This window comes from Ruegeria sp. CDSB029, assembly GCF_059611125.1.
In genome coordinates, this window is the sequence record NZ_JBXWOX010000002.1 from 249,883 (window position 1) to 267,683 (window position 17,801).

Consider the following 17,801-nt stretch of genomic DNA (forward strand, 5'->3'; position numbering starts at 1 on the left):
AGGGTCTCCTCACATTGCCCTATCGGTAGGGGGCTGGGCGGGGGGCGTCAATCCGGTCCCTTGCGACTCTGGCCCAGCGGGTTTAGACCGCGCGCATGTATACGATCGCTGCTCTCTATCACTTCACCCGTTTTTCGGATCACGTGTCCCTGCGCGACCCTCTGCTGGACCTTTGTCGCGCGCAGTCAGTCAAGGGCACCTTGTTGCTGGCTGCCGAAGGGATCAACGGAACCATCGCAGGCCCGCGTGGCGGGATCGATGCGGTGCTGGCCCATATCAAGGCTTTGCCCGGTTGTGCGGATCTTGAGTGGAAAGAGGCCACATCCGATCACCCGCCCTTTGGCAAAATGAAGGTGCGTCTGAAAAAAGAGATCGTGACCATGGGCCAGCCGGACGTCGATCCGCGTGCCCGCGTCGGCAATTATGTCGAGCCTGAAGACTGGAATGATCTGATCCGCTCTGACGACGTGGTCGTGATCGACACTCGCAACGATTACGAAGTGGCGATTGGTACTTTTGAGGGCGCAATAGACCCTGAAACAGCCAGTTTTCGTGATTTCCCGGCCTGGTGGGAAGAAAACAAAGACCGCTTTCACAACAAGCGGGTTGCCATGTTCTGCACCGGCGGCATCCGTTGTGAGAAATCCACCAACTACCTGTTGGGGCAGGGGGTGGAGGATGTGTACCACCTGAAAGGCGGCATCCTGCGGTATCTCGAAGAGATGCCCGCCGAGGACAGCAGCTGGCAGGGTGAGTGCTTTGTTTTCGATAATCGCGTCTCGGTCGGACATGGGTTGGTCGAAGGACCACACAACCTGTGCCACGGCTGCCGCCGCCCGATTCTGCCAGAGGATATGAAGCGCGCGGAATACGAGCACGGCGTGTCCTGCCATCGGTGCATCAATGAGACTTCGGATGCGGACAAGACGCGTTTCAGGGAACGTCAGAAACAGATCCTGTTGTCGCGTCAGCGCGGGCAAGAGCATCTGGGCGCTGAATGACAGGCGAATGATTTGGGTTGCGGGTACAGGCCGGAACCCTGATGATCGCGGAAAAACCTAGGTCATCGGAGGTTTTATGCACCGCGAACCTACAACACTGGAAGAGTGGAAATCGACGCTTATCGCAGCGGTCGGACTGGTTATTGCCAGTTTTTTTGCGTGGTATGGTCTGTCGCGCCTGAGTGAGGCGGCCGCAGGCGAAACCATCGGTACTATTGTGTCGGTCTGCCTGGTGGTTTGGGTCGCATCGCAATCTTGGTACTACATGACACAGGTGAAACTGCCGCATCGACGCTTGTTTCTGATGGGTGTGTCCTTCATTCAGGTCGTGCCGTTCTTGTTCGCGGCGGCGTATGGCGCGTTCGGCTACGCCGACAATTGCGTGGTGGGTGCAGATGCTCCAGCTGATTTTCTGTATTTTTCATACGTCACCTTCACCACTGTGGGATATGGCGACATGATCCCAACAGGTTTATGTCGCGGGCTGGCCGTCGCTGAGGCTGTTACCGGCTACATCCTCTTGGGTATGTTTGTTGCTGCTACGGTTGCGCTCTATACCCGCCACCATAAACATTAGACGGCCATCATTTGTTCTGATCAATCCAGCGGGACATCATCTGTTTGTCGCGGAAACACTCGGACGGGATAGGCCTGTGCTTGCTACGGGAAATGCGTTCGGCAAAGGCAACCTGCTTACCGGTTGGATAGTCCGCAAAGGGCGATGGATCGGCTGGCTTGTGCGCCGAAATCCAGGCAAACATCGACTTGCGATCCCGTTGTGCCTCGACCGGGATTTCCAAGGCTGACTGCTGGGCAATTGCACGAGCGTATCGCATTTGCCGGTCTGTGACGGGCAACAGGTGATAGTCGTTCGATGGGCCATCCATGGCCGGGTTGCGGGCGTGGTAAGACATCGGATTGTTCCTCTGACTATGTAGAACATAAATGGAACATTAAGCTTTTTATTCAAGAGGGGGCCGATTCACATCAGCGGGAGTCCGCCGTGATTCACTTTTATTGACTGACCAATCAATAAAATATAGACGCGAAGGAAAGGACTTCTGAGAAGGAAATCGGCATGAAATTCCAGCCAAAGGCGAGCCATTTTATCAACGGCGCATATGTCGAAGATACCGGCGGAACCCCGATAGACGTGATCTACCCGGCCACCGGTGAAATCATCGCCCGGCTGCATTCTGCCACGTCGGATATTGTTGATCAGGCTCTAACAAGTGCTAAAAACGCTCAGGCAGAGTGGGCGGCAATGTCCGGGACCGAGCGTGGGCGCATCCTGAGACGGGCATCTGACATCATGCGTGACCGCAATCGCGCGCTTTCGATCCTCGAAACCCACGACACCGGTAAACCCTTGCAGGAAACCCTGGTGGCCGACGCCACATCAGGTGCGGACGCGCTGGAGTACTTTGGGGGGCTGGCTGCGTCACTGACGGGTGAGCATATCCCGCTGGGCGGCGGAGACTTTGTCTACACCATCCGCGAGGCGCTGGGCGTTTGCGTCGGTATCGGCGCATGGAACTACCCGACCCAGATCGCTTGCTGGAAAGGGGCCCCGGCACTGGCCTGTGGCAACACGATGGTCTTCAAACCGTCCGAGACCACGCCCCTGTCGGCGCTGCAGGTGGCCGAGATCTTGATCGAGGCGGGCGCGCCTAAGGGCGTCTATAACGTGGTTCAGGGCTATGGCGATGTTGGCGCATCGCTTGTGACGGATCCGCGCGTGGCCAAGGTTTCGCTAACCGGGTCCGTGCCGACCGGTCGCAAGGTCTATGCCGCGGCCGCCGACGGCATGAAGCATGTGACGATGGAGCTGGGTGGAAAGTCCCCGATGATTGTGTTCGATGACGCGGATATTGAAAACGCCGTGTCCGGTGCGATCCTGGGCAACTTCTATTCTTCGGGTCAGGTCTGTTCGAACGGCACCCGTGTCTTTGTGCAGAAAGGCGTCAAAGAGGCATTCCTCAAGCGACTCTCTGAACGTTTGGCGACTGCAAAAATCGGTGATCCGCTGGATGAGGACGTCAACTTTGGCCCGATGGTCAGTGAAAACCAGATGAACATCGCGCTGAGCTATGTTGAAAAGGGCAAAGCCGAAGGTGCACGTCTGGTATTTGGCGGTGAGCGGATGGACGGTGACGGCTTCTACATGCAGCCCACTGTGTTTGCGGATGTGACGGACGATATGGCCATCGCGCGCGAAGAAATCTTTGGCCCGGTGATGTCCGTGCTGGACTTTGACACCGAAGAAGAGGTCATTGCCCGCGCCAACGACACCGAGTTTGGATTGGCAGCCGGTGTCTTCACCAACGACCTGACCCGTGCGCATCGCATCGTCGCCGGGTTCGAGGCCGGCACCTGCTATATCAACACCTATAATCTGGCTCCGGTCGAGGCCCCATTTGGCGGATCTAAAATGTCAGGTGTCGGGCGCGAAAACTCGAAACTGGCGATCAATCACTTCAGTGAAATGAAGACAGTCTACGTTTCGATGAACGACGTCGAAGCGCCTTACTAATCAAAACCGGCCATTCAAGCTCTGTTCCCGACATTTCGCGTCGGGAACAGAGCATAAGCCACATAAGACATGTGGCTGACTTCCTCCAAAGGGTGCCGTTCTCGGTTCCGTCGGTGGGAGATCAAGTTCATGAAAACGCATGCACAGGCCGTAGTCATCGGCGGAGGATTGGCTGGCTGTTCAATCCTGTACCATTTGGCCAAACTGGGTTGGCGGGACGTTGTCCTGCTTGAACGGGATGAACTGACCAGCGGATCAACCTGGCACGCAGCGGCCAATATCCACGGGTTGCATGACAACAACAACATCACCCGCATCCAGCATTATACAATGAACCTGTATAAAGAGCTGGAGCAGGAAACGGGCCAGAGCTGCGGCGTTTTTCAGCCCGGTTCCCTGTATCTGGCTCAGACCGAAAACCGCGAACATCAGTTGCGCCTGCAAGAAGCAAAAGCCCGGTTCTATGGCCTGAATTTCTACGAAGTCAGCCGCGAACAAGCGATGGAGCTTCACCCGCTGGCGCGGTTCGACGATATCCGCTGCATTATGTTTGAACCCGATGGTGGCAACGTGGATCCATCCGGTGTGCCGCACGCATATGCCGCAGGCGCACGCGCCATGGGTGCAACGATTGAGCGGTTTTGCCCCGTGTTAGGCACTGATCAGCAGCCAGATGGGTCATGGATCGTGCGTACCGAAAAGGGCGATATCCATACGCAATGGGTTGTGAATGCCGCAGGTCTTTGGGGCCGCGAAGTAGCGGCATTGGCGGGTTTGAACCTGCCGCTGCAACCGACCGAACACCAATATTTCGTAACCGATTCCATTGATGAGGTTGCCAACCTGGGTCGCCGTTTACCGTCGATCGCCGATCGGGACGGTGAGTACTACTTCCGACAGGAAGGCAACGGGCTGCTGATCGGGGCCTATGAAAAGGATATGAAGTTCTGGGCCGAAGAGGGCACGCCGTTGGACTTCGCCCATGATCTGTTCCCCGACGACCTGGACCGGATTATGGAGAATGTGATCCGTGCAACCGAACGCGTGCCTGCGGCAGCGACGGCTGGCGTGAAACGGGTGATCAACGGCCCAATGATCTGGTCACCGGACAGTTCCGCCCTGTGGGGTCCGGTTCCCGAGTTGAAGAATTATTTCCTCTGCGGTGGTCTGATCCCGGGCTTTTCGCAGTCGGGTGGTTTGGGTTTGCTGGCGGCGCAATGGATGATCGAGGGTGAGCCTCAATACGACATGTTCGCCTGGGATCTCGCCCGGTTTGGCGACTGGGCGGACAAGAAATTCACCAAGGCGCGGGTTGAGGACCAGTATACTCACCGTTTCGCCATCCATTTCCCGAACGAGGAACGCAGCGCTGGCCGCCCGGCCCGCGTGCGCCCGGCGTATGAGATGCAAAAGGACATGGGCTGCGTCTTTGGTCTGAACTGCGGCTGGGAACACCCGCTCTGGTTCGCGGATCAGCCCAGCACCACCGAGACAAACGGGTTCACGCGCCAGAACTGGTGGGAATCGGTCGGGCGAGAGGTCAGAGTGCTGCGCGAGAATGTCGGTGTGATCGACATCTCGAACTTTGCCAACTACGTCATTAAGGGCTCGGGTGCCTATGAGTGGCTGGACCGTTTGGTCGCGAATAGGGTGCCGACCGAGATTGAGCGGTCGTGCCTGACACCGCTGATCTCAGTCCGGGGCGGCGTTGCCGGGGATTTCACCATCACCAAGGTGGCCGAGGACGAATACATGATGATCGGCTCGGGTATGGCCGAGCGCTATCATCAGCGGTTCTTCAACATGGTCGCCCTGCCCGACGGCACAACACTCGAAGTGGCAACAGATCGCATCGCGGGTTTCAATGTAGCGGGTCCCAAGTCGCGTGACCTGTTGCAACGACTGACAAATGCCGACCTGTCGAACGAAGCGTTCCGTTTTATGCGCTCACAAACGATCGAGGTGGCGGGCGTCACCTGCCTTGCCATCCGCGTCAGCTTTACCGGCGATCTGGGGTGGGAGTTGCACTGCGCGGAAGTAGATCAAATCAGGCTCTATTCCGCACTTCTTGAGGCTGCGAAGGAGTGCGACGGTGGTCCAGTGGGCGGCCGCGCGTTGGGGTCACTGCGGATCGAGAAGGGCTATGGCTCGTGGGGCCGCGAGTATTCTCAGGAATACTGGCCGCAGGAAGTCGGGCTGGCGGGTCTGATCAAGCTGGACAAGGACTTCCTGCACAAAGACGCCTATCTGCAGATCAAGGACAACGCCGCGCGCGAGGTTCTGTCGATTTTTGAGGTCGAGGCGACGGATGCCGACGCGTCCGGTGGCGAACCTATCTTTACACCAGATGGCGCACCGGTCGGACGTGTGACGTCAGGCGCCTATGGCTATTCAGTCGGCAAGTCCCTGGCCATCGGCTATGCGAATCCGGCGGTCGTACAGCCGGGGGAAATGGTGGAAATCTTCATCCTCGGCAAACCGCACAAAGCCATAGTTTTGGCCGAACCACCCTTTGATCCATCGGGTCTTCGGCTGCGCGATGTCCAACCCAAGGTGATGGAGGCAGCCAAATGACCGGCACGCTTGATCGGGTTACGGATTTTGCCCTGAACCTTTCAGCGCACGAGATGCCTGACAGCGCGAAAGAGGCCGCCGCCCTGATGATGCTGGACACAATGGGCATCCTGATCGCCTCCGGCCCGATGGAGGCCGGCGTGATCGCCCGCGATACTGCGGCGCTACTCTACGCAAGCACTGATGCGGCACTCAGCGTTCCGATGATGTTTGATGGTCGCCTCGTCAGCATGGCGGGCGCTGCCTACGCAGCAGCCACACAAACCGACAATTTGGACGGGCATGACGGCTACAACCCGACTAAGGGGCATATCGGTGTCGTCGTCCTGCCTGCGTTGGTTTCACTTGGTGCGCATTGCCCTGATTTGTCCGGCCCCGAAGCCCTGGCTGCTGTCGTCACAGGATATGAAATTGCGGGGCGTGCGGGGCTGTCGCTGCACGCATCGGTCAGCGATTATCACACGTCCGGCGCGTGGAACGCACTGGGTGTGGTGGCCATGGCCGCGCGCATGCGCGGGTACACGCCAGAGCAATTTCGACAAGCGTTGGGAATAGCAGAATACCACGGACCTCGAAGTCAGATGATGCGCGAGATTGCAAATCCGACGATGCTGCATGACGGATCGGGTTGGGGCGCGATGGTTGGCATATCATCTGCGATCCTGGCTGAACGTGGTTTCAAGGGCGCCCCGGCCATCACAATCGAAGATGCTGATGTTGCGTCGTTTTGGGATGATTTGGGTCAGTTCTGGCAGGTCGAACACCAATACGTAAAACCTTATCCGATTTGTCGCTGGGCTCATGCGGCAATTGATGGCGTTCGGGCTGTGATGATGGAGAATGACCTAGCCCACGACCAGATCCGATCCATCCATATCAACAGTTTTCAAGAAGCGGCCTGCCTGTATGGCGGGATGCCTGATACCACGTCTCAGGCCCAATATTCTCTGCCTTTTGCTGTGGCGGTTCAGGCGATCCATGGCCGGATAGGGGTCGAACATATCTCGGGTGCGGGTCTGTCTGATCCGGCGGTGGCAGAGTTGGTGTCGCGTATTCACGTTCTGGAAGATGCGCGCCACAGTGCACGCTTCCCGCAGGGGCGGTGGGCCGATGTCACCTTGAAATCGACCGATGGGCTTGTGTTCGAATCCGGCGACACTCACGCGCGCGGAGGGCCGGAGGCCCCGCTCAGCAGCGGAGATGTGATCGCCAAGTACACCGAGTTTGCCGCGCCAATTGTCGGTTCAGACCGCGCGGACGCGATCCGCGCGGCCATATTGGGTTGGGTCGAGCCTACATCCAGATTGTCGGACCTGATGCCGTTGGTCTTTGATCCGTAAAAGTGGCCGATGCGGGCTGCGGGGCGACGCTCAGCGGGCACCTATTGAAAGACAAACCGTGAATGCAGGTGGCGGCGACCTGATCCGCTATTGGTCCACCTTCGCAAGCAAATCCAGAATGTGCTGGCGTGTTTTTGCGCTGTCATCCAACAAGCCCTTCGCGTCAGCTAAAGGTTTATCCTGCATTCGTGTTGGCGGAACGGACAGGAGCTGCGTTGTTTGCTGAACTGCGAGGAACTTTGTGTCGCGTTCGGGCTCGACCGTTTCCGGATGATCGGCCAACCAAAAGAACCGATCGGCTTTTTCGTCTGCACCCACAGCCCGCAAAAGCTGACCAGCTGCCACGTAATCGTCCGTCATCTGCAATGCTTGCCCTCGCAAAAGCTGGGCCGCGTCTGATGGATCGTCGGCCAGCTCCAACATCGCTTGATGTGGTCGGCGTTGCAGTAAGGCAGCGCGCGCGCGTAACCGTGCCCTTTCTGCGCGTCGGACCTTGTCCTGTGGCCGGCTGGCCAACTCCAGCGCCGCGTCCGCAAAACCAAGGGTGACCAAACGCTCGGCCATCGCCACGCTTGTATCTGTGACTAGCGCCAGTTTCTGCTCGGGTGTCAGGGTAACGACCCGTCTAAGGAATGTCGCGTCGTCGGCGCGTTCGGTCAGGATTTGGGCGACGCGGTTCAACGTTTCGATGGCATTGGCCTGTGTATCTTGGGCGCTCAGCAGATCCATCGCCATGTCGAACTCATGGCTTAAGCTTAACGCAACGATCTGTGTTTGCAGCATGCGCGGCCCGATTTCAGACCGGCGAAACTCCACGACGTAAGAGGCCGCAAGATCAAGTTCTTGCGGAGATATTGCCCCACGTTCCGACCATCGCTTGTCGACCAGTCGCGTAAGCGCAATCGGTGCCTCCAACTCTGCACTCGACGCGGCGATGATCTCGTTCAACAGAGCTTCTGACTTCGGGCCGTCGCCTTCGGCAGCCGCGACCTTGGCCTTGGCTTGGGACGTATCGGCGCTGTCCTCAGTCGCAACGCGGTCGACCGCGCGCAACACGCGCCTTGCTGGTTCAAGTTTCCCAGCATGTGTCAGAATTTCCGCCAATGTCGGCCCAACATGACGGCGCAGATGGGCGGGCAAGCGCGCAAAAGACTGTTCGATCGATTGCAAATGGGCCTCTTCCTGCAGCACTCCTTCGATCAAAAGAGCCCAAAGCGCGGCGTCGCTTTCACACCGCTGAAGACTGGTAAACGGGTTCGGATGGGACGGCTGTGCGCCATCAAGGTACCGGGCTATGGCGGCAACCCGATCTGTGTCCGGCGCATGCCGCCCAAGCAATTCAAGCGTCCGAAGAGCCTCTGCGCCGAACCCGAAATTGGCGTATAGCTGCGCCAGCTTCAGCGTTTCATCTTCGTCGAGATGATCGAATTCTTTGAACAAGGCGGCGCGCAACGAAGCCACCTGTTCCGGAAAGGGAGTTGCCCCAGACCAACGGTCAAACCCAAGCTCAGCGCTTGAGATGCAGGGTGGGCGTTGTTCAAGCTGCGGCAGGGATGGCCCTAAAAGTTCATTCAAGCCGTCCAGAACGGATGTCACATGAATATTCGCATTAAGATCTGAGGGGCTAAAGGGATCGTTCTTGGGGACCGACAGCCTTGGTCCGACTGGAGCAAGCCTCAAATCAACGACTTCCCGGTCAGAACCGCGCAGTAGCAGGGTAGAGAGCTGTTCTTCAAATCGTTTTGCGTTCAGGCTTAGCAGTGGCAATTCGAGACTCTGCAGATTTTGCGCAACCAACGGGTCTTTCTCTTTGGACGCTTTGGGCAAAACAGGCGACGGTAAGTCAGTGCTGATTGTGGGTGGCGCCGAGCCTGGTGCAATATCCACCACGATCATCGTGCCCTTGAACAGAAAGGCATTGGCAACACAGTCGCAGCCAAATTGCATATCAAGTGCCGCGCCCGGTTCGAACTGAGAGATCGCGGCCAAGCGGTTTTGCGTCAAACGCTGGAAAACGGCTGCTGTGTCGAAGTTTACCTTTTCCAGTTGGACACTTAGACGCGCACCATTTTTCTTGTGCGACAGCATCCATTTAGTGCCCGGTGGAACCTGTGCGACCAGTCGCGTATACCCATCATGTTCGCCCGAGCGTACCTGCACATTTTGTGCTTGAACCTGCGCTGCCGCGGCGGTTAGCGCCAAAGCAAGAAAAACTGTCCGGATCATGCCGCTGCCTGTTTGAGTTCCTTCAACGCATCTTCCAGCTCAGAAAATCCGGGTCGGTTATGTGTCGGCGTGTTCTGGCGGCCAACTTCAATGCACATGGCTGCGTTATGGTTGTGCAGGTTGGCGACCAGAACCTCTTTGATCAGCTGATAAAAATGGTTGTCCTCTTCGACCACCGCTTTCAGCTTGCCCGCGAACGGGCCAACCAGCCCATAGGCCAGAAACACGCCCAGGAATGTCCCGACCAAAGCGCCACCGATCAGTTTACCCAGCACTTCGGGTGGTTGGTCAATGGACCCCATCGTCTTGATTACGCCCAAAACGGCGGCCACGATCCCAAGTGCGGGCAAACCATCGGCGACGGTTTGCAGCGCGTGGCTGGAATGCATGGCGTGGTGAAAATTGGTCTCCATCCGTTTTTCCAGCACTTCTTCAACTTGATGTGGATCGTCGTAATTCATCGACGCGGATCGCATGGTGTCGCAGATCAGATCGACAGCTTCCTTGTCCTTTTGAATCTTCGGATAGGCCGAGAACAGGGTTGAGTTCCCAGGGTCTTCGATGTGCTGTTCCACTTCGACCGGATTGGCCTTGGCGATGCGAATCAGAGAAAACAAAAGGCACAGCAGATCGCGGTAGTCTTCGGGTTTCCATTTCGGGCCTTTAAAAACTTTACCCATGTCCTTGATCGTATGTTTGACCGCGCTCAAGTCGTTGCTGATCATGAATGCGCCAACGGCCGCGCCGCCGATCATCATCATCTCGAAAGGGAGCGATTTCATAATGATCGTCATCTTGCCCCCGGCGGCAAGATATCCGCCAAACACCATGGCGAAAATGACGACGATTCCGATGATTCCGATCATGGGCGGTCTCCTGCAATGTCAGATGTGGGGGTAAAGTACATGTGCGCTACTCCTGCGGAGCCGCAGCATTGCGACCGGCGATGATCACACTGATCGTATAGGCGGCTTCGGGGCTGAGACCGGCCAGAACACCTGCTGCTGCGTCAGGCGGCATCCGCGACAGAAAGCCAGCCGCAAAGCCTGGGTCCATGGTTTCGAACAGGGCGGCTGCGTCCTTGGGCTTCATGCTCTGATACACATCCGTCAGGCGCGTCAGATCGGTCTCGGCGGCTTTTTCGGCGAAGGCCAGTGTCTGTCGCAGCGACTCTTCGGCCTCCTGCAAGGCAGCCAGGCGCGTTTCAATCGCCTGATCCGCGATATCGAGCGCCTTTTCCTTGTCTTCCAAAGCGGCCTCTCGTTTTTTGAGTGCGCCTTCGCGGCTTAGCAATTCAGTCAACAATTCTTGCGCACCGGGCTGTTCGGGTTGGCTGCCCCTCGCCAGCGATGGGGCGGGATCGGATCCTTTAGCCAGCGCGGGGCCGGCCTCGAATCCTATTCTGATCGCGGCGGAACCGATCATAAGCATCGCGATCACCGCAAGAACGCCGCCTTTGGGGCGATTTTCCGCCCGCTTCCGCCTCATGTCGCGGCCTCGCTGCGGCTGTGACGCAGGAACATCAACCCACCTGGACGTTTGACCTGAGTCTCGGCTGGCGCGTCTTCTTCAATAACGGGCACTGAGGTGGTTTGGGACTGTTCTTCTGAAACAACCGGCTCAGGTTCTGGTGTAGGGGACTCGGTCGCCTCTTCATCGTCCGGCACTACGTCATGCATCGAGGCCATCATCAGCTCAAGCCGCTGCGCCACTGTTTCGGCGCGCTCGGTTAAATCCTTCAGCGCGACGCCAGATTGATCCGAGGCGTCGCGCGCTGAATCCAGTGACCGTTTCAACTCTTCCGCTTGGGATGACAGCACGCTCACGGCACCACCGACGCCTCTTTCAAGGTCGGTAAAGCGTTTCAACCGTCTGGACAGGACGAAACAATAAAGACCCGCACCCAAGGCACCTGCCACCAGCAAAATATCTGCAATCAGCTCCAACTTCGCCTCCTAGTTCAGTACGAATTCCATGACGAGAACATCGCGCACACGGCCTTCACCGACGACGATTTCGACACGCCGTAACAGATGTCCTCGGATGCGCATAAGCGCGAGCGAATCCTCAAGATCCGTTACCTCAATCGCGCGCAGATATCCGTTCAGCACGTCCATGATTCGCGGTTTCATCTTTTCCACATCCGCCATGTACGGCGCGTTCACCTCGAGCTGGGCGTGAAACTTTAGATGTCGCGAATCGCTTGTGTTTACCGAAACGACGACTGGGGCAAGGTCAACGAAACCGACCTTTGGCAGAGCCTTGGCAGGCTTGCTTTTCTCTGTTTCCTCGGCGTTTTGTACAACGGGTCTTCCACCTATTGGCAACAGGCCGGTGGTGGTCAGGAAATACCCGCCCGCAGCACCGGCTATCGCCAGAATCGCGCCTATTATCATTCCCTTTTTCCCAGATTTTTCCGGGACTTCTGCCTGTTCTGCAGTCGCGTCGGTCATGACGTCCTCATTCCTACAATCTGCAATCGTCATAACCCGACAGGGACTAACCGATTGTTAAGGGCAATCGTCCAAACAAGGGATACGTCGCACAGAATGTCGGCGAGTCGGAGGTGATCGTGCAGCAGATCGGAACTGTCTGGGCAAGTTTGGACAGGCGTAAACAAATCATTGTCGCGGGTGCAGTCGTGCTGGTGTTTTTGGGGGTCCTTGCGATGTCGCGTCTGGTGACAACGCCGTCGATGACCCTGCTTTATGCCGGATTAGAAAGCGGCGCTGCGGGGGATATCGTCCGTTCATTGGATCAGCGCGGGGTGCAGTATGAGATTCGCGGTGGTTCAATCTATGTGCCGGGATCACAGCGGGATGAATTGCGCCTGACGCTGGCCAGCGAAGGCCTGCCTGCAACGGGAAACCGGGGCTACGAGCTGCTGGATTCGCTCAGCGGGTTTGGCACAACATCGCAGATGTTTGACGCCGCATATTGGCGCGCCAAGGAAGGTGAATTGGCCCGAACCATTGTCGGCAGCCCCCATATCAGCCAGGCACGTGTGCATATTGCCAACGGTTCAGCCAATCCGTTCCAGCGCAGTGTTGCACCAACCGCATCGATCTACCTAGTCGCGTCGGGCACGGACATCACGTCGGATCAGGCAAAGGCGATCCGGTTTCTTGTGTCGTCCGCAGTCAGCGGACTGGCGCCCGAGAACGTCACCGTCATCGATTCGAATGGCGCAGTGATCGGAGTACAGGACAACCCGGTGTCCGCAGATACCGCTGACGATAAATCGCGCCAGCTGCGCGAACGGGTTCTGCGTCTGATCGAAGCCCGGGTCGGAGCTGGAAATGCGGTGGTCGAGGTGAGTGTCGATACGGTTACCAAGACAGAATCAATCCGCGAACGGCGTTTCGACCCCAATGGCCGTGTGGCCATCAGCACCGATGTCGAAGAGCGTTCGGACAGCGCTCGCAACCAGTCCGGGGATGTGACGGTTGCATCGAACCTGCCGGACGGTGATGGCGCGGGCGGGGACGAATCCAATTCGAACGCAACCCAGACCCGAGAACGGGTCAACTACGAGGTTTCCGAAACCGAGCTAGAGGTTCACAACGGTCCAGGCGCGATCAAGCGACTGACGGTTGCTGTTCTCGTAAACGGAACGCGATCCGTGGACGCAAACGGCAGTGAAGCATTCACGCCGATGCCGCAGGCCGAGATGGATGCACTGCAGGAGCTTGTGGCCTCGGCAGTGGGTTACGATGCCGAGCGGGGCGACGTTATTACGCTGAAATCGCTGGATCTGCCGGCAGTCGAGCCGCAGGGCAGTCTGGCAACCGCCTCGCTGTGGCAGAAGGTGCATTTCGACGCGATGTCGCTGATTCAGTTGGCCGTATTGGCGCTGGTTTCCCTGGTACTTGGGGTGTTTGTCATCCGCCCCATACTGACCCAACCGGCGACTGCTCCGGCGCTGTTGCCCGCAGGTACAGCCCTGGAACCTGACGCATACCTGACCGGCGAAATTGCGACGGAAGAGGGCGGGCAATTCACCACCTTGCCGGGGCAGGCGCCCACTGGGAACGTCCCGGCGCTTGCGACCGATGCCAGGGCGGACCCGGTGGATCGGCTCAGGGCGATGATCGGCGACAAGCAGGAAGAAACGGTCGAAATCCTGCGCAGCTGGCTGGAAGAAGGTGAGGAGCGTGTCTGATGTCGATTGCCCATCTTCTTGAGGATTTCACTTTACAGGCCGGCGACGGACAGCTGCACGTACTGGATGAGGACGCGTTAGAGGAACAAAGGCTGGCCTCGTTCGAGCAAGGCTATAGCGCCGGCTGGGAAGACGCGGTCCAGGCGCAAGAGCAGAGCCGGGGGCAGGTTTCGGCCGAATTGGCCAAATCGCTCGAAGATATGTCTTTTACCTACCATGAAGCGGTTAACCGGATGGCCCTGTCGCTGGAACCGATGTTTCAGAGCCTGACACAGCTAGTTTTGCCTGAAATGCTGGACCAAGGGTTTGCCGTTCGGCTTGTCGAACAACTCACCGATATGGCGCGCGGGCAGATCGGACAGCCAATGCAAATCTTCGTACCTTCAGGTCGTGTGAACGAGGTGGAAGACCTGATCCCCGCCGAGCTGTCATCGCCTGTGCAGGTGATCGAAGACCCGTCGCTTGAAGCAGGGCAAGCGCGGCTCAAGGTCGGGATTTCCCAGCGCGAGGTGGATTGCAGCGGTTTGCTTGCTGCAATCGATAAAGCCTTTCAGGCGTATGTTTTTCAGGCAAAAGAGGCAGTGACCAATGAGTGATCCGCAAACCCCGAAATCCGAGAAGCCCAACCCGTTCGAGGCCGTTCCGATTGAAGTCACCGTATCGGTTGGCCGGGCGCGCCCTTTGATCCGTGATCTGCTGAACATGGGGGAAAACGCCGTGCTGATGCTGGACAAACGCATTGAGGATCCGGTTGACCTGTATGTCGGCGACCAGCTTGTCGCACGCGGTTTGCTAGAGGAGATGGAGGGCGAGCAGGCCGGTCAGTTGGCTGTGCGTCTGACCGAAATCGCGGACCTGCAAAACGGGATTGGCTGATGCGCCAAGTTCTAATTCTGGCGGTCGCGTTTGCGGTTCTGACCCCGTCTTTGGCCACGGCGCAGGAGTTGTCTGTTTCGCTGGGCGAGGGCGGTTCGATTTCTGCGCGCACGATTCAGTTGATCCTGTTGATCACCGTGCTCAGCCTGGCTCCGGGATTGGCGATCATGATCACCTGTTTTCCGTTTCTGATCACCGTTTTGGCGATCCTGCGCCAAGGTATCGGGTTGCAGCAATCTCCTCCCAATATGCTGATTGTCAGCCTGGCGTTGTTTCTGACTTATTTCATCATGGAGCCGGTCTTTTCCGAAGCCTGGACAACAGGAATTCGGCCGTTGGTCGATGAAACGATGGAGGTCGAGCCTGCATTGGAGCGTGCATTACAGCCGTTTCGCGGTTTCATGGCTGCGCGATTGGACCCCGATTCGTTTCACGCCATGGCCGCCCTGCGCCCCGGTGGTGATGCCACAACGCTGTCGCCCGACGCGCCGCTGTCCATCCTGATGCCATCCTTCATGCTGTCCGAAATTGCGCGCGCTTTTCAGATCGGGTTTCTGGTCTTTCTGCCATTTCTGATCATCGACCTTGTGGTTGCGGCGGTGCTGATGTCGATGGGGATGATGATGGTGCCGCCAGCCACAGTGTCCTTGCCGTTTAAACTGGCGTTTTTTGTCATCGCCGACGGGTGGTCCCTGATCGCCAGCGCGCTTGTGCGCAGCTATACCACCTAGTTTTTTACTGCCGGGCGATTTGCAGACAGGCGCGCAGGCCGCAGTCGCCGGCCTCAAAGCGCATTTCTCCGCCATGCTGTTCGGCCACGGTGGCGGCAATTGTCAGGCCCAAACCATAGCCGTCGGACGATCCGGTGTTGGACCCACGACGAAATGGAGCCATCAGGTTTTCGATGTCCTCCACCGACAGATCGGTGCCCTTATCTTCGACCGTGATCGTCGCGGTGGTCGCATCGGTCGCCAACTGCACTTCGGCGTGTCGACCATATTTCAACGCGTTGTCGATCAAATTGGTCAGCGCACGCCTAAGCGATATGGGTCGCGCCATGACCAGGACGCGGCGTGTTTCGGTCAGCTGCCCGTGTCCGCGCCGGGACATGAAAACCGATGTAACCCCATCGACCGCGACGGGGTCGATCTTTTTTAGTGTCACGGGTAGGTCCATATCCTGATAATCGGCGACCAGAGCCTCGACCAAAGAGGTCAGAGAAATCTGGCGCGGTTCCTCAACATCCAGTTCGGATCGCGTATAGGTCAGGACACTTTCGATCATGCCCGTCATCTGATCTACATCCGCCTCGAGCTTTTCGCGTAGCTCATCGTCGGGGATCAGGGCGGCACGCAATCGCACGCGGGTCGCAGGGGTGCCCAGATCGTGGCTGACACCGGACAAGACCGTCGCCCGCTTTTCAAGCTGCGCGCGCTCGGCCTCAAGATGGGCGTTCACCGCCGAGACGATATCGCGCAGTTCATTCGGGCCATCCGCCTCGTAGCTTTCCGGCCCACCAAGGCGCTGCCGTTCGCGCAACGCGCGGGCAAACCGGGTGAAGGTATCTGAGACGTTACTGACTGCGGACAAGATGACCGCCATTGCGACGATCCCCATAAGAATTGCGGGCAGACGCAAATCCATTGGGGCCGCCTGACAGCCCCAGATCTGGGTCCCGTCGACCTGATGCCAGGCCTCGCGTCCAAATTTCGCAATCAGGATCGGTTCACTGCAATATGTCGCCAGCAACCGGGTCAAGTTTCCCATCTTTTCAGGCCCGGTTTGATCACTGCCTGACACAATGTCCGACACCGGATAAACCAACCGGTCGGACAGAATCGCCACGGTTAACTCACGTCCGCTCAGCGGTGAGGAACTGTCGGTTAGGATCGAAAGATTGGTGACGAAGCGGCGGTTTGAAAATCCGGGCAACCGCTGAAACTCGCCATTTTCGGCAAGGGTCGTATCTTGGGGCGGCAAGGGCGTTATCGACAACCCCTCGGAGGGGGCCATGCCTGTTCGCAACTCTTCGTAGACGGTGAACCCTGCTACAAAGGATTGCAGCAGGTAGTCGTTCCAAGCGCGCGCCGAAGCGAACCATAACCCTGCCGACAGCAAACCGGCAGCAAAGGCCGAAAGGGTCCAAAGCCACCCCAGATTGCGCAGGCGCAGCGTCATTCTTCGACCGAAATGTCGGCGGCAAAAATATACCCGACCCCGCGTTCCGTGCGCAGCATTTGTGGATCTTTCGGATTGGTCTCGATCTTGGACCGCAGGCGACCGACCAGCATGTCGATGGCGCGGCCCTGCGCTTCGGATTTGTCACTGTCCCCTGTTACATCCAGCGCCGCGACGATTTCATCGCGGGTCAGAGGTATGTGCGGATTGGCCAAAAGCACCTTGAGCAGGGCGGTTTCCCTTTGTGACAACGCGACCAAATAGCCTTCGGGCGAATGTAAATCATCACGCTTGCCATCATAGACCCATCCGTCAAATCGGAAAGTGCGCGTTCGGCGTCGATAGGCCAGCGAAGACGAGCGCCGAGCGCGTTGCATCACTGCCCGGACGCGGGCAAGCATCAGTTGCGGGTTGAACGGCTTGGCAATGTAGTCGTCTGCGCCAACTTCGTATCCGGCCATACGCTGATGGTCGGCAGACAAGGCAGAGACCAGAATGATTGGCACATCCTGTTCGCGCCGCAGCCGCGCACAGATGTCGATGCCGTTTTCGTCGCCCAGCATGACATCCAGCAGGATCAGGTCTATCCGCCCGTTGGACAGGTGCGCGCGAATTTCCTGTTCAGAACTGGCGGGCAGCGCGATGAAGCCGTTTCGCTGCAGTAACTGCGTCATCATCGACCGCATCTCAGGGTCGTCATCCACCACCAGAAGCCGCGGAATGCTCACTCTGTCTTTCCTCCCGATCTTTTCCCTCTGTCGTTGTCCATTGTAACGAATGGAAACAGATTCAATGCCAACGTAACACGCTGTAACAGAAGTGGTGAAAATTTGGGCCGTTTCCGTGCTTTACTATGAATTCCGCTTTGCCAGACGGCGATCAGACCACAGTAATAGCGCCATCGCTGCTTT

17 protein-coding genes are annotated in these 17,801 nt (G+C 57.8%); 9 read left to right on the forward strand and 8 right to left on the reverse strand.

The features are described from left to right. Window positions 1–95: 95 nt before the first annotated feature. The gene (gene trhO, locus AC2FI8_RS03805) at window positions 96–1,001 is read left to right on the forward strand and encodes an oxygen-dependent tRNA uridine(34) hydroxylase TrhO (RefSeq protein WP_496726423.1); all 906 of its coding nucleotides are present in this window, start codon (window positions 96–98) and stop codon (window positions 999–1,001) included. 76 nt (window positions 1,002–1,077) lie between these two features. After that, window positions 1,078–1,578, forward strand: a complete 501-nt coding sequence (locus AC2FI8_RS03810) for a potassium channel family protein (RefSeq protein WP_058275022.1) — start codon at window positions 1,078–1,080, stop codon at window positions 1,576–1,578. Window positions 1,579–1,585: 7 nt separating this feature from the next. Here AC2FI8_RS03810 and AC2FI8_RS03815 read toward each other — a convergent pair whose 3' ends face one another. Continuing rightward, window positions 1,586–1,915, reverse strand: coding sequence for a hypothetical protein (locus tag AC2FI8_RS03815; protein WP_496777231.1), 330 nt, complete (start codon window positions 1,913–1,915; stop codon window positions 1,586–1,588). A 164-nt stretch (window positions 1,916–2,079) separates the two neighbouring features. Here AC2FI8_RS03815 and betB point away from each other — a divergent pair, with 164 nt between their 5' ends. The 3 genes from betB to AC2FI8_RS03830 all read left to right on the forward strand — a co-directional run bounded on the left by betB (window position 2,080) and on the right by AC2FI8_RS03830 (window position 7,448). Then, window positions 2,080–3,534, forward strand: a complete 1,455-nt coding sequence (gene betB / locus AC2FI8_RS03820; protein ID WP_496777233.1) for a betaine-aldehyde dehydrogenase — start codon at window positions 2,080–2,082, stop codon at window positions 3,532–3,534. 129 nt (window positions 3,535–3,663) lie between these two features. Continuing rightward, complete coding sequence (locus AC2FI8_RS03825) at window positions 3,664–6,108, forward strand: GcvT family protein (RefSeq protein ID WP_496777234.1); 2,445 nt, start codon at window positions 3,664–3,666, stop codon at window positions 6,106–6,108. Beyond that, window positions 6,105–7,448: an MmgE/PrpD family protein gene (locus AC2FI8_RS03830; RefSeq protein WP_496777236.1), complete on the forward strand. Its 1,344-nt coding sequence runs from the start codon at window positions 6,105–6,107 to the stop codon at window positions 7,446–7,448. The genes AC2FI8_RS03825 and AC2FI8_RS03830 overlap by 4 nt, the downstream gene beginning before the upstream one ends. Before the next feature lie 87 nt (window positions 7,449–7,535). Here AC2FI8_RS03830 and AC2FI8_RS03835 read toward each other — a convergent pair whose 3' ends face one another. The 5 genes from AC2FI8_RS03835 to AC2FI8_RS03855 are packed head-to-tail and all read right to left on the reverse strand — an operon-like array spanning window position 7,536 to window position 12,127. Beyond that, on the reverse strand, window positions 7,536–9,674 hold the full coding sequence (locus AC2FI8_RS03835; RefSeq protein WP_496777239.1) for a hypothetical protein: 2,139 nt from the start codon (window positions 9,672–9,674) through the stop codon (window positions 7,536–7,538). Next, window positions 9,671–10,540, reverse strand: a complete 870-nt coding sequence (gene motA / locus AC2FI8_RS03840) for a flagellar motor stator protein MotA (RefSeq protein WP_496777241.1) — start codon at window positions 10,538–10,540, stop codon at window positions 9,671–9,673. Before motA ends, AC2FI8_RS03835 begins: the two co-directional genes overlap by 4 nt. A 46-nt stretch (window positions 10,541–10,586) precedes the next feature. Continuing rightward, window positions 10,587–11,162 carry a MotE family protein gene (locus tag AC2FI8_RS03845; protein ID WP_496777243.1) on the reverse strand — a complete coding sequence of 192 codons (576 nt, stop codon included), beginning with the start codon at window positions 11,160–11,162 and terminating at the stop codon, window positions 10,587–10,589. Next, window positions 11,159–11,620 carry a hypothetical protein gene (locus AC2FI8_RS03850; protein WP_496777244.1) on the reverse strand — a complete coding sequence of 154 codons (462 nt, stop codon included), beginning with the start codon at window positions 11,618–11,620 and terminating at the stop codon, window positions 11,159–11,161. The genes AC2FI8_RS03845 and AC2FI8_RS03850 overlap by 4 nt, the downstream gene beginning before the upstream one ends. 9 nt (window positions 11,621–11,629) lie before the next feature. Beyond that, entirely contained in the window at window positions 11,630–12,127 is a 498-nt protein-coding gene (locus AC2FI8_RS03855) for a flagellar basal body-associated FliL family protein (RefSeq protein WP_496777246.1), read from the reverse strand. A gap of 119 nt (window positions 12,128–12,246) precedes the next feature. Between AC2FI8_RS03855 and fliF the strand changes: the two genes are divergently transcribed. Genes fliF through fliP form a run of 4 tightly spaced genes read left to right on the forward strand, consistent with a single transcriptional unit; the run spans window position 12,247 to window position 15,443 of the window. After that, window positions 12,247–13,836 carry a flagellar basal-body MS-ring/collar protein FliF gene (gene fliF, locus AC2FI8_RS03860; RefSeq protein ID WP_496777248.1) on the forward strand — a complete coding sequence of 530 codons (1,590 nt, stop codon included), beginning with the start codon at window positions 12,247–12,249 and terminating at the stop codon, window positions 13,834–13,836. Then, the gene (locus AC2FI8_RS03865) at window positions 13,836–14,432 is read left to right on the forward strand and encodes a FliH/SctL family protein (protein ID WP_496777250.1); all 597 of its coding nucleotides are present in this window, start codon (window positions 13,836–13,838) and stop codon (window positions 14,430–14,432) included. The genes fliF and AC2FI8_RS03865 overlap by 1 nt, the downstream gene beginning before the upstream one ends. Beyond that, on the forward strand, window positions 14,425–14,712 hold the full coding sequence (locus tag AC2FI8_RS03870) for a FliM/FliN family flagellar motor switch protein (protein ID WP_282119613.1): 288 nt from the start codon (window positions 14,425–14,427) through the stop codon (window positions 14,710–14,712). The genes AC2FI8_RS03865 and AC2FI8_RS03870 overlap by 8 nt, the downstream gene beginning before the upstream one ends. Then, the gene (gene fliP, locus AC2FI8_RS03875; protein ID WP_496777251.1) at window positions 14,712–15,443 is read left to right on the forward strand and encodes a flagellar type III secretion system pore protein FliP; all 732 of its coding nucleotides are present in this window, start codon (window positions 14,712–14,714) and stop codon (window positions 15,441–15,443) included. Before AC2FI8_RS03870 ends, fliP begins: the two co-directional genes overlap by 1 nt. Before the next feature lie 4 nt (window positions 15,444–15,447). On the opposite strand, the gene AC2FI8_RS03880 is transcribed toward fliP, so the two are convergent. Both AC2FI8_RS03880 and AC2FI8_RS03885 read right to left on the reverse strand, forming a co-directional pair. Continuing rightward, window positions 15,448–16,890 carry a sensor histidine kinase gene (locus AC2FI8_RS03880; RefSeq protein WP_496777253.1) on the reverse strand — a complete coding sequence of 481 codons (1,443 nt, stop codon included), beginning with the start codon at window positions 16,888–16,890 and terminating at the stop codon, window positions 15,448–15,450. Then, on the reverse strand, window positions 16,887–17,618 hold the full coding sequence (locus tag AC2FI8_RS03885) for a response regulator transcription factor (protein ID WP_496777255.1): 732 nt from the start codon (window positions 17,616–17,618) through the stop codon (window positions 16,887–16,889). Before AC2FI8_RS03885 ends, AC2FI8_RS03880 begins: the two co-directional genes overlap by 4 nt. Between the last annotated feature and the right edge of the window lie 183 nt (window positions 17,619–17,801).

Excerpts from the sequence above, each read along its gene's own strand:
- AC2FI8_RS03880 (WP_496777253.1), bottom strand. The coding sequence starts at position 16,890 with ATGACGCTGCGCCTGCGCAATCTGGGGTGGCTTTGGACCCTTTCGGCC.
- motA (WP_496777241.1), bottom strand. The coding sequence starts at position 10,540 with ATGATCGGAATCATCGGAATCGTCGTCATTTTCGCCATGGTGTTTGGC.
- fliP (WP_496777251.1), top strand. The coding sequence starts at position 14,712 with ATGCGCCAAGTTCTAATTCTGGCGGTCGCGTTTGCGGTTCTGACCCCG.
- AC2FI8_RS03815 (WP_496777231.1), bottom strand. The coding sequence starts at position 1,915 with ATGTCTTACCACGCCCGCAACCCGGCCATGGATGGCCCATCGAACGAC.
- AC2FI8_RS03825 (WP_496777234.1), top strand. The coding sequence starts at position 3,664 with ATGAAAACGCATGCACAGGCCGTAGTCATCGGCGGAGGATTGGCTGGC.
- AC2FI8_RS03870 (WP_282119613.1), top strand. The coding sequence starts at position 14,425 with ATGAGTGATCCGCAAACCCCGAAATCCGAGAAGCCCAACCCGTTCGAG.
- AC2FI8_RS03810 (WP_058275022.1), top strand. The coding sequence starts at position 1,078 with ATGCACCGCGAACCTACAACACTGGAAGAGTGGAAATCGACGCTTATC.
- betB (WP_496777233.1), top strand. The coding sequence starts at position 2,080 with ATGAAATTCCAGCCAAAGGCGAGCCATTTTATCAACGGCGCATATGTC.
- AC2FI8_RS03845 (WP_496777243.1), bottom strand. The coding sequence starts at position 11,162 with ATGAGGCGGAAGCGGGCGGAAAATCGCCCCAAAGGCGGCGTTCTTGCG.
- trhO (WP_496726423.1), top strand. The coding sequence starts at position 96 with ATGTATACGATCGCTGCTCTCTATCACTTCACCCGTTTTTCGGATCAC.
- AC2FI8_RS03855 (WP_496777246.1), bottom strand. The coding sequence starts at position 12,127 with ATGACCGACGCGACTGCAGAACAGGCAGAAGTCCCGGAAAAATCTGGG.
- AC2FI8_RS03830 (WP_496777236.1), top strand. The coding sequence starts at position 6,105 with ATGACCGGCACGCTTGATCGGGTTACGGATTTTGCCCTGAACCTTTCA.
- AC2FI8_RS03865 (WP_496777250.1), top strand. The coding sequence starts at position 13,836 with ATGTCGATTGCCCATCTTCTTGAGGATTTCACTTTACAGGCCGGCGAC.
- AC2FI8_RS03835 (WP_496777239.1), bottom strand. The coding sequence starts at position 9,674 with ATGATCCGGACAGTTTTTCTTGCTTTGGCGCTAACCGCCGCGGCAGCG.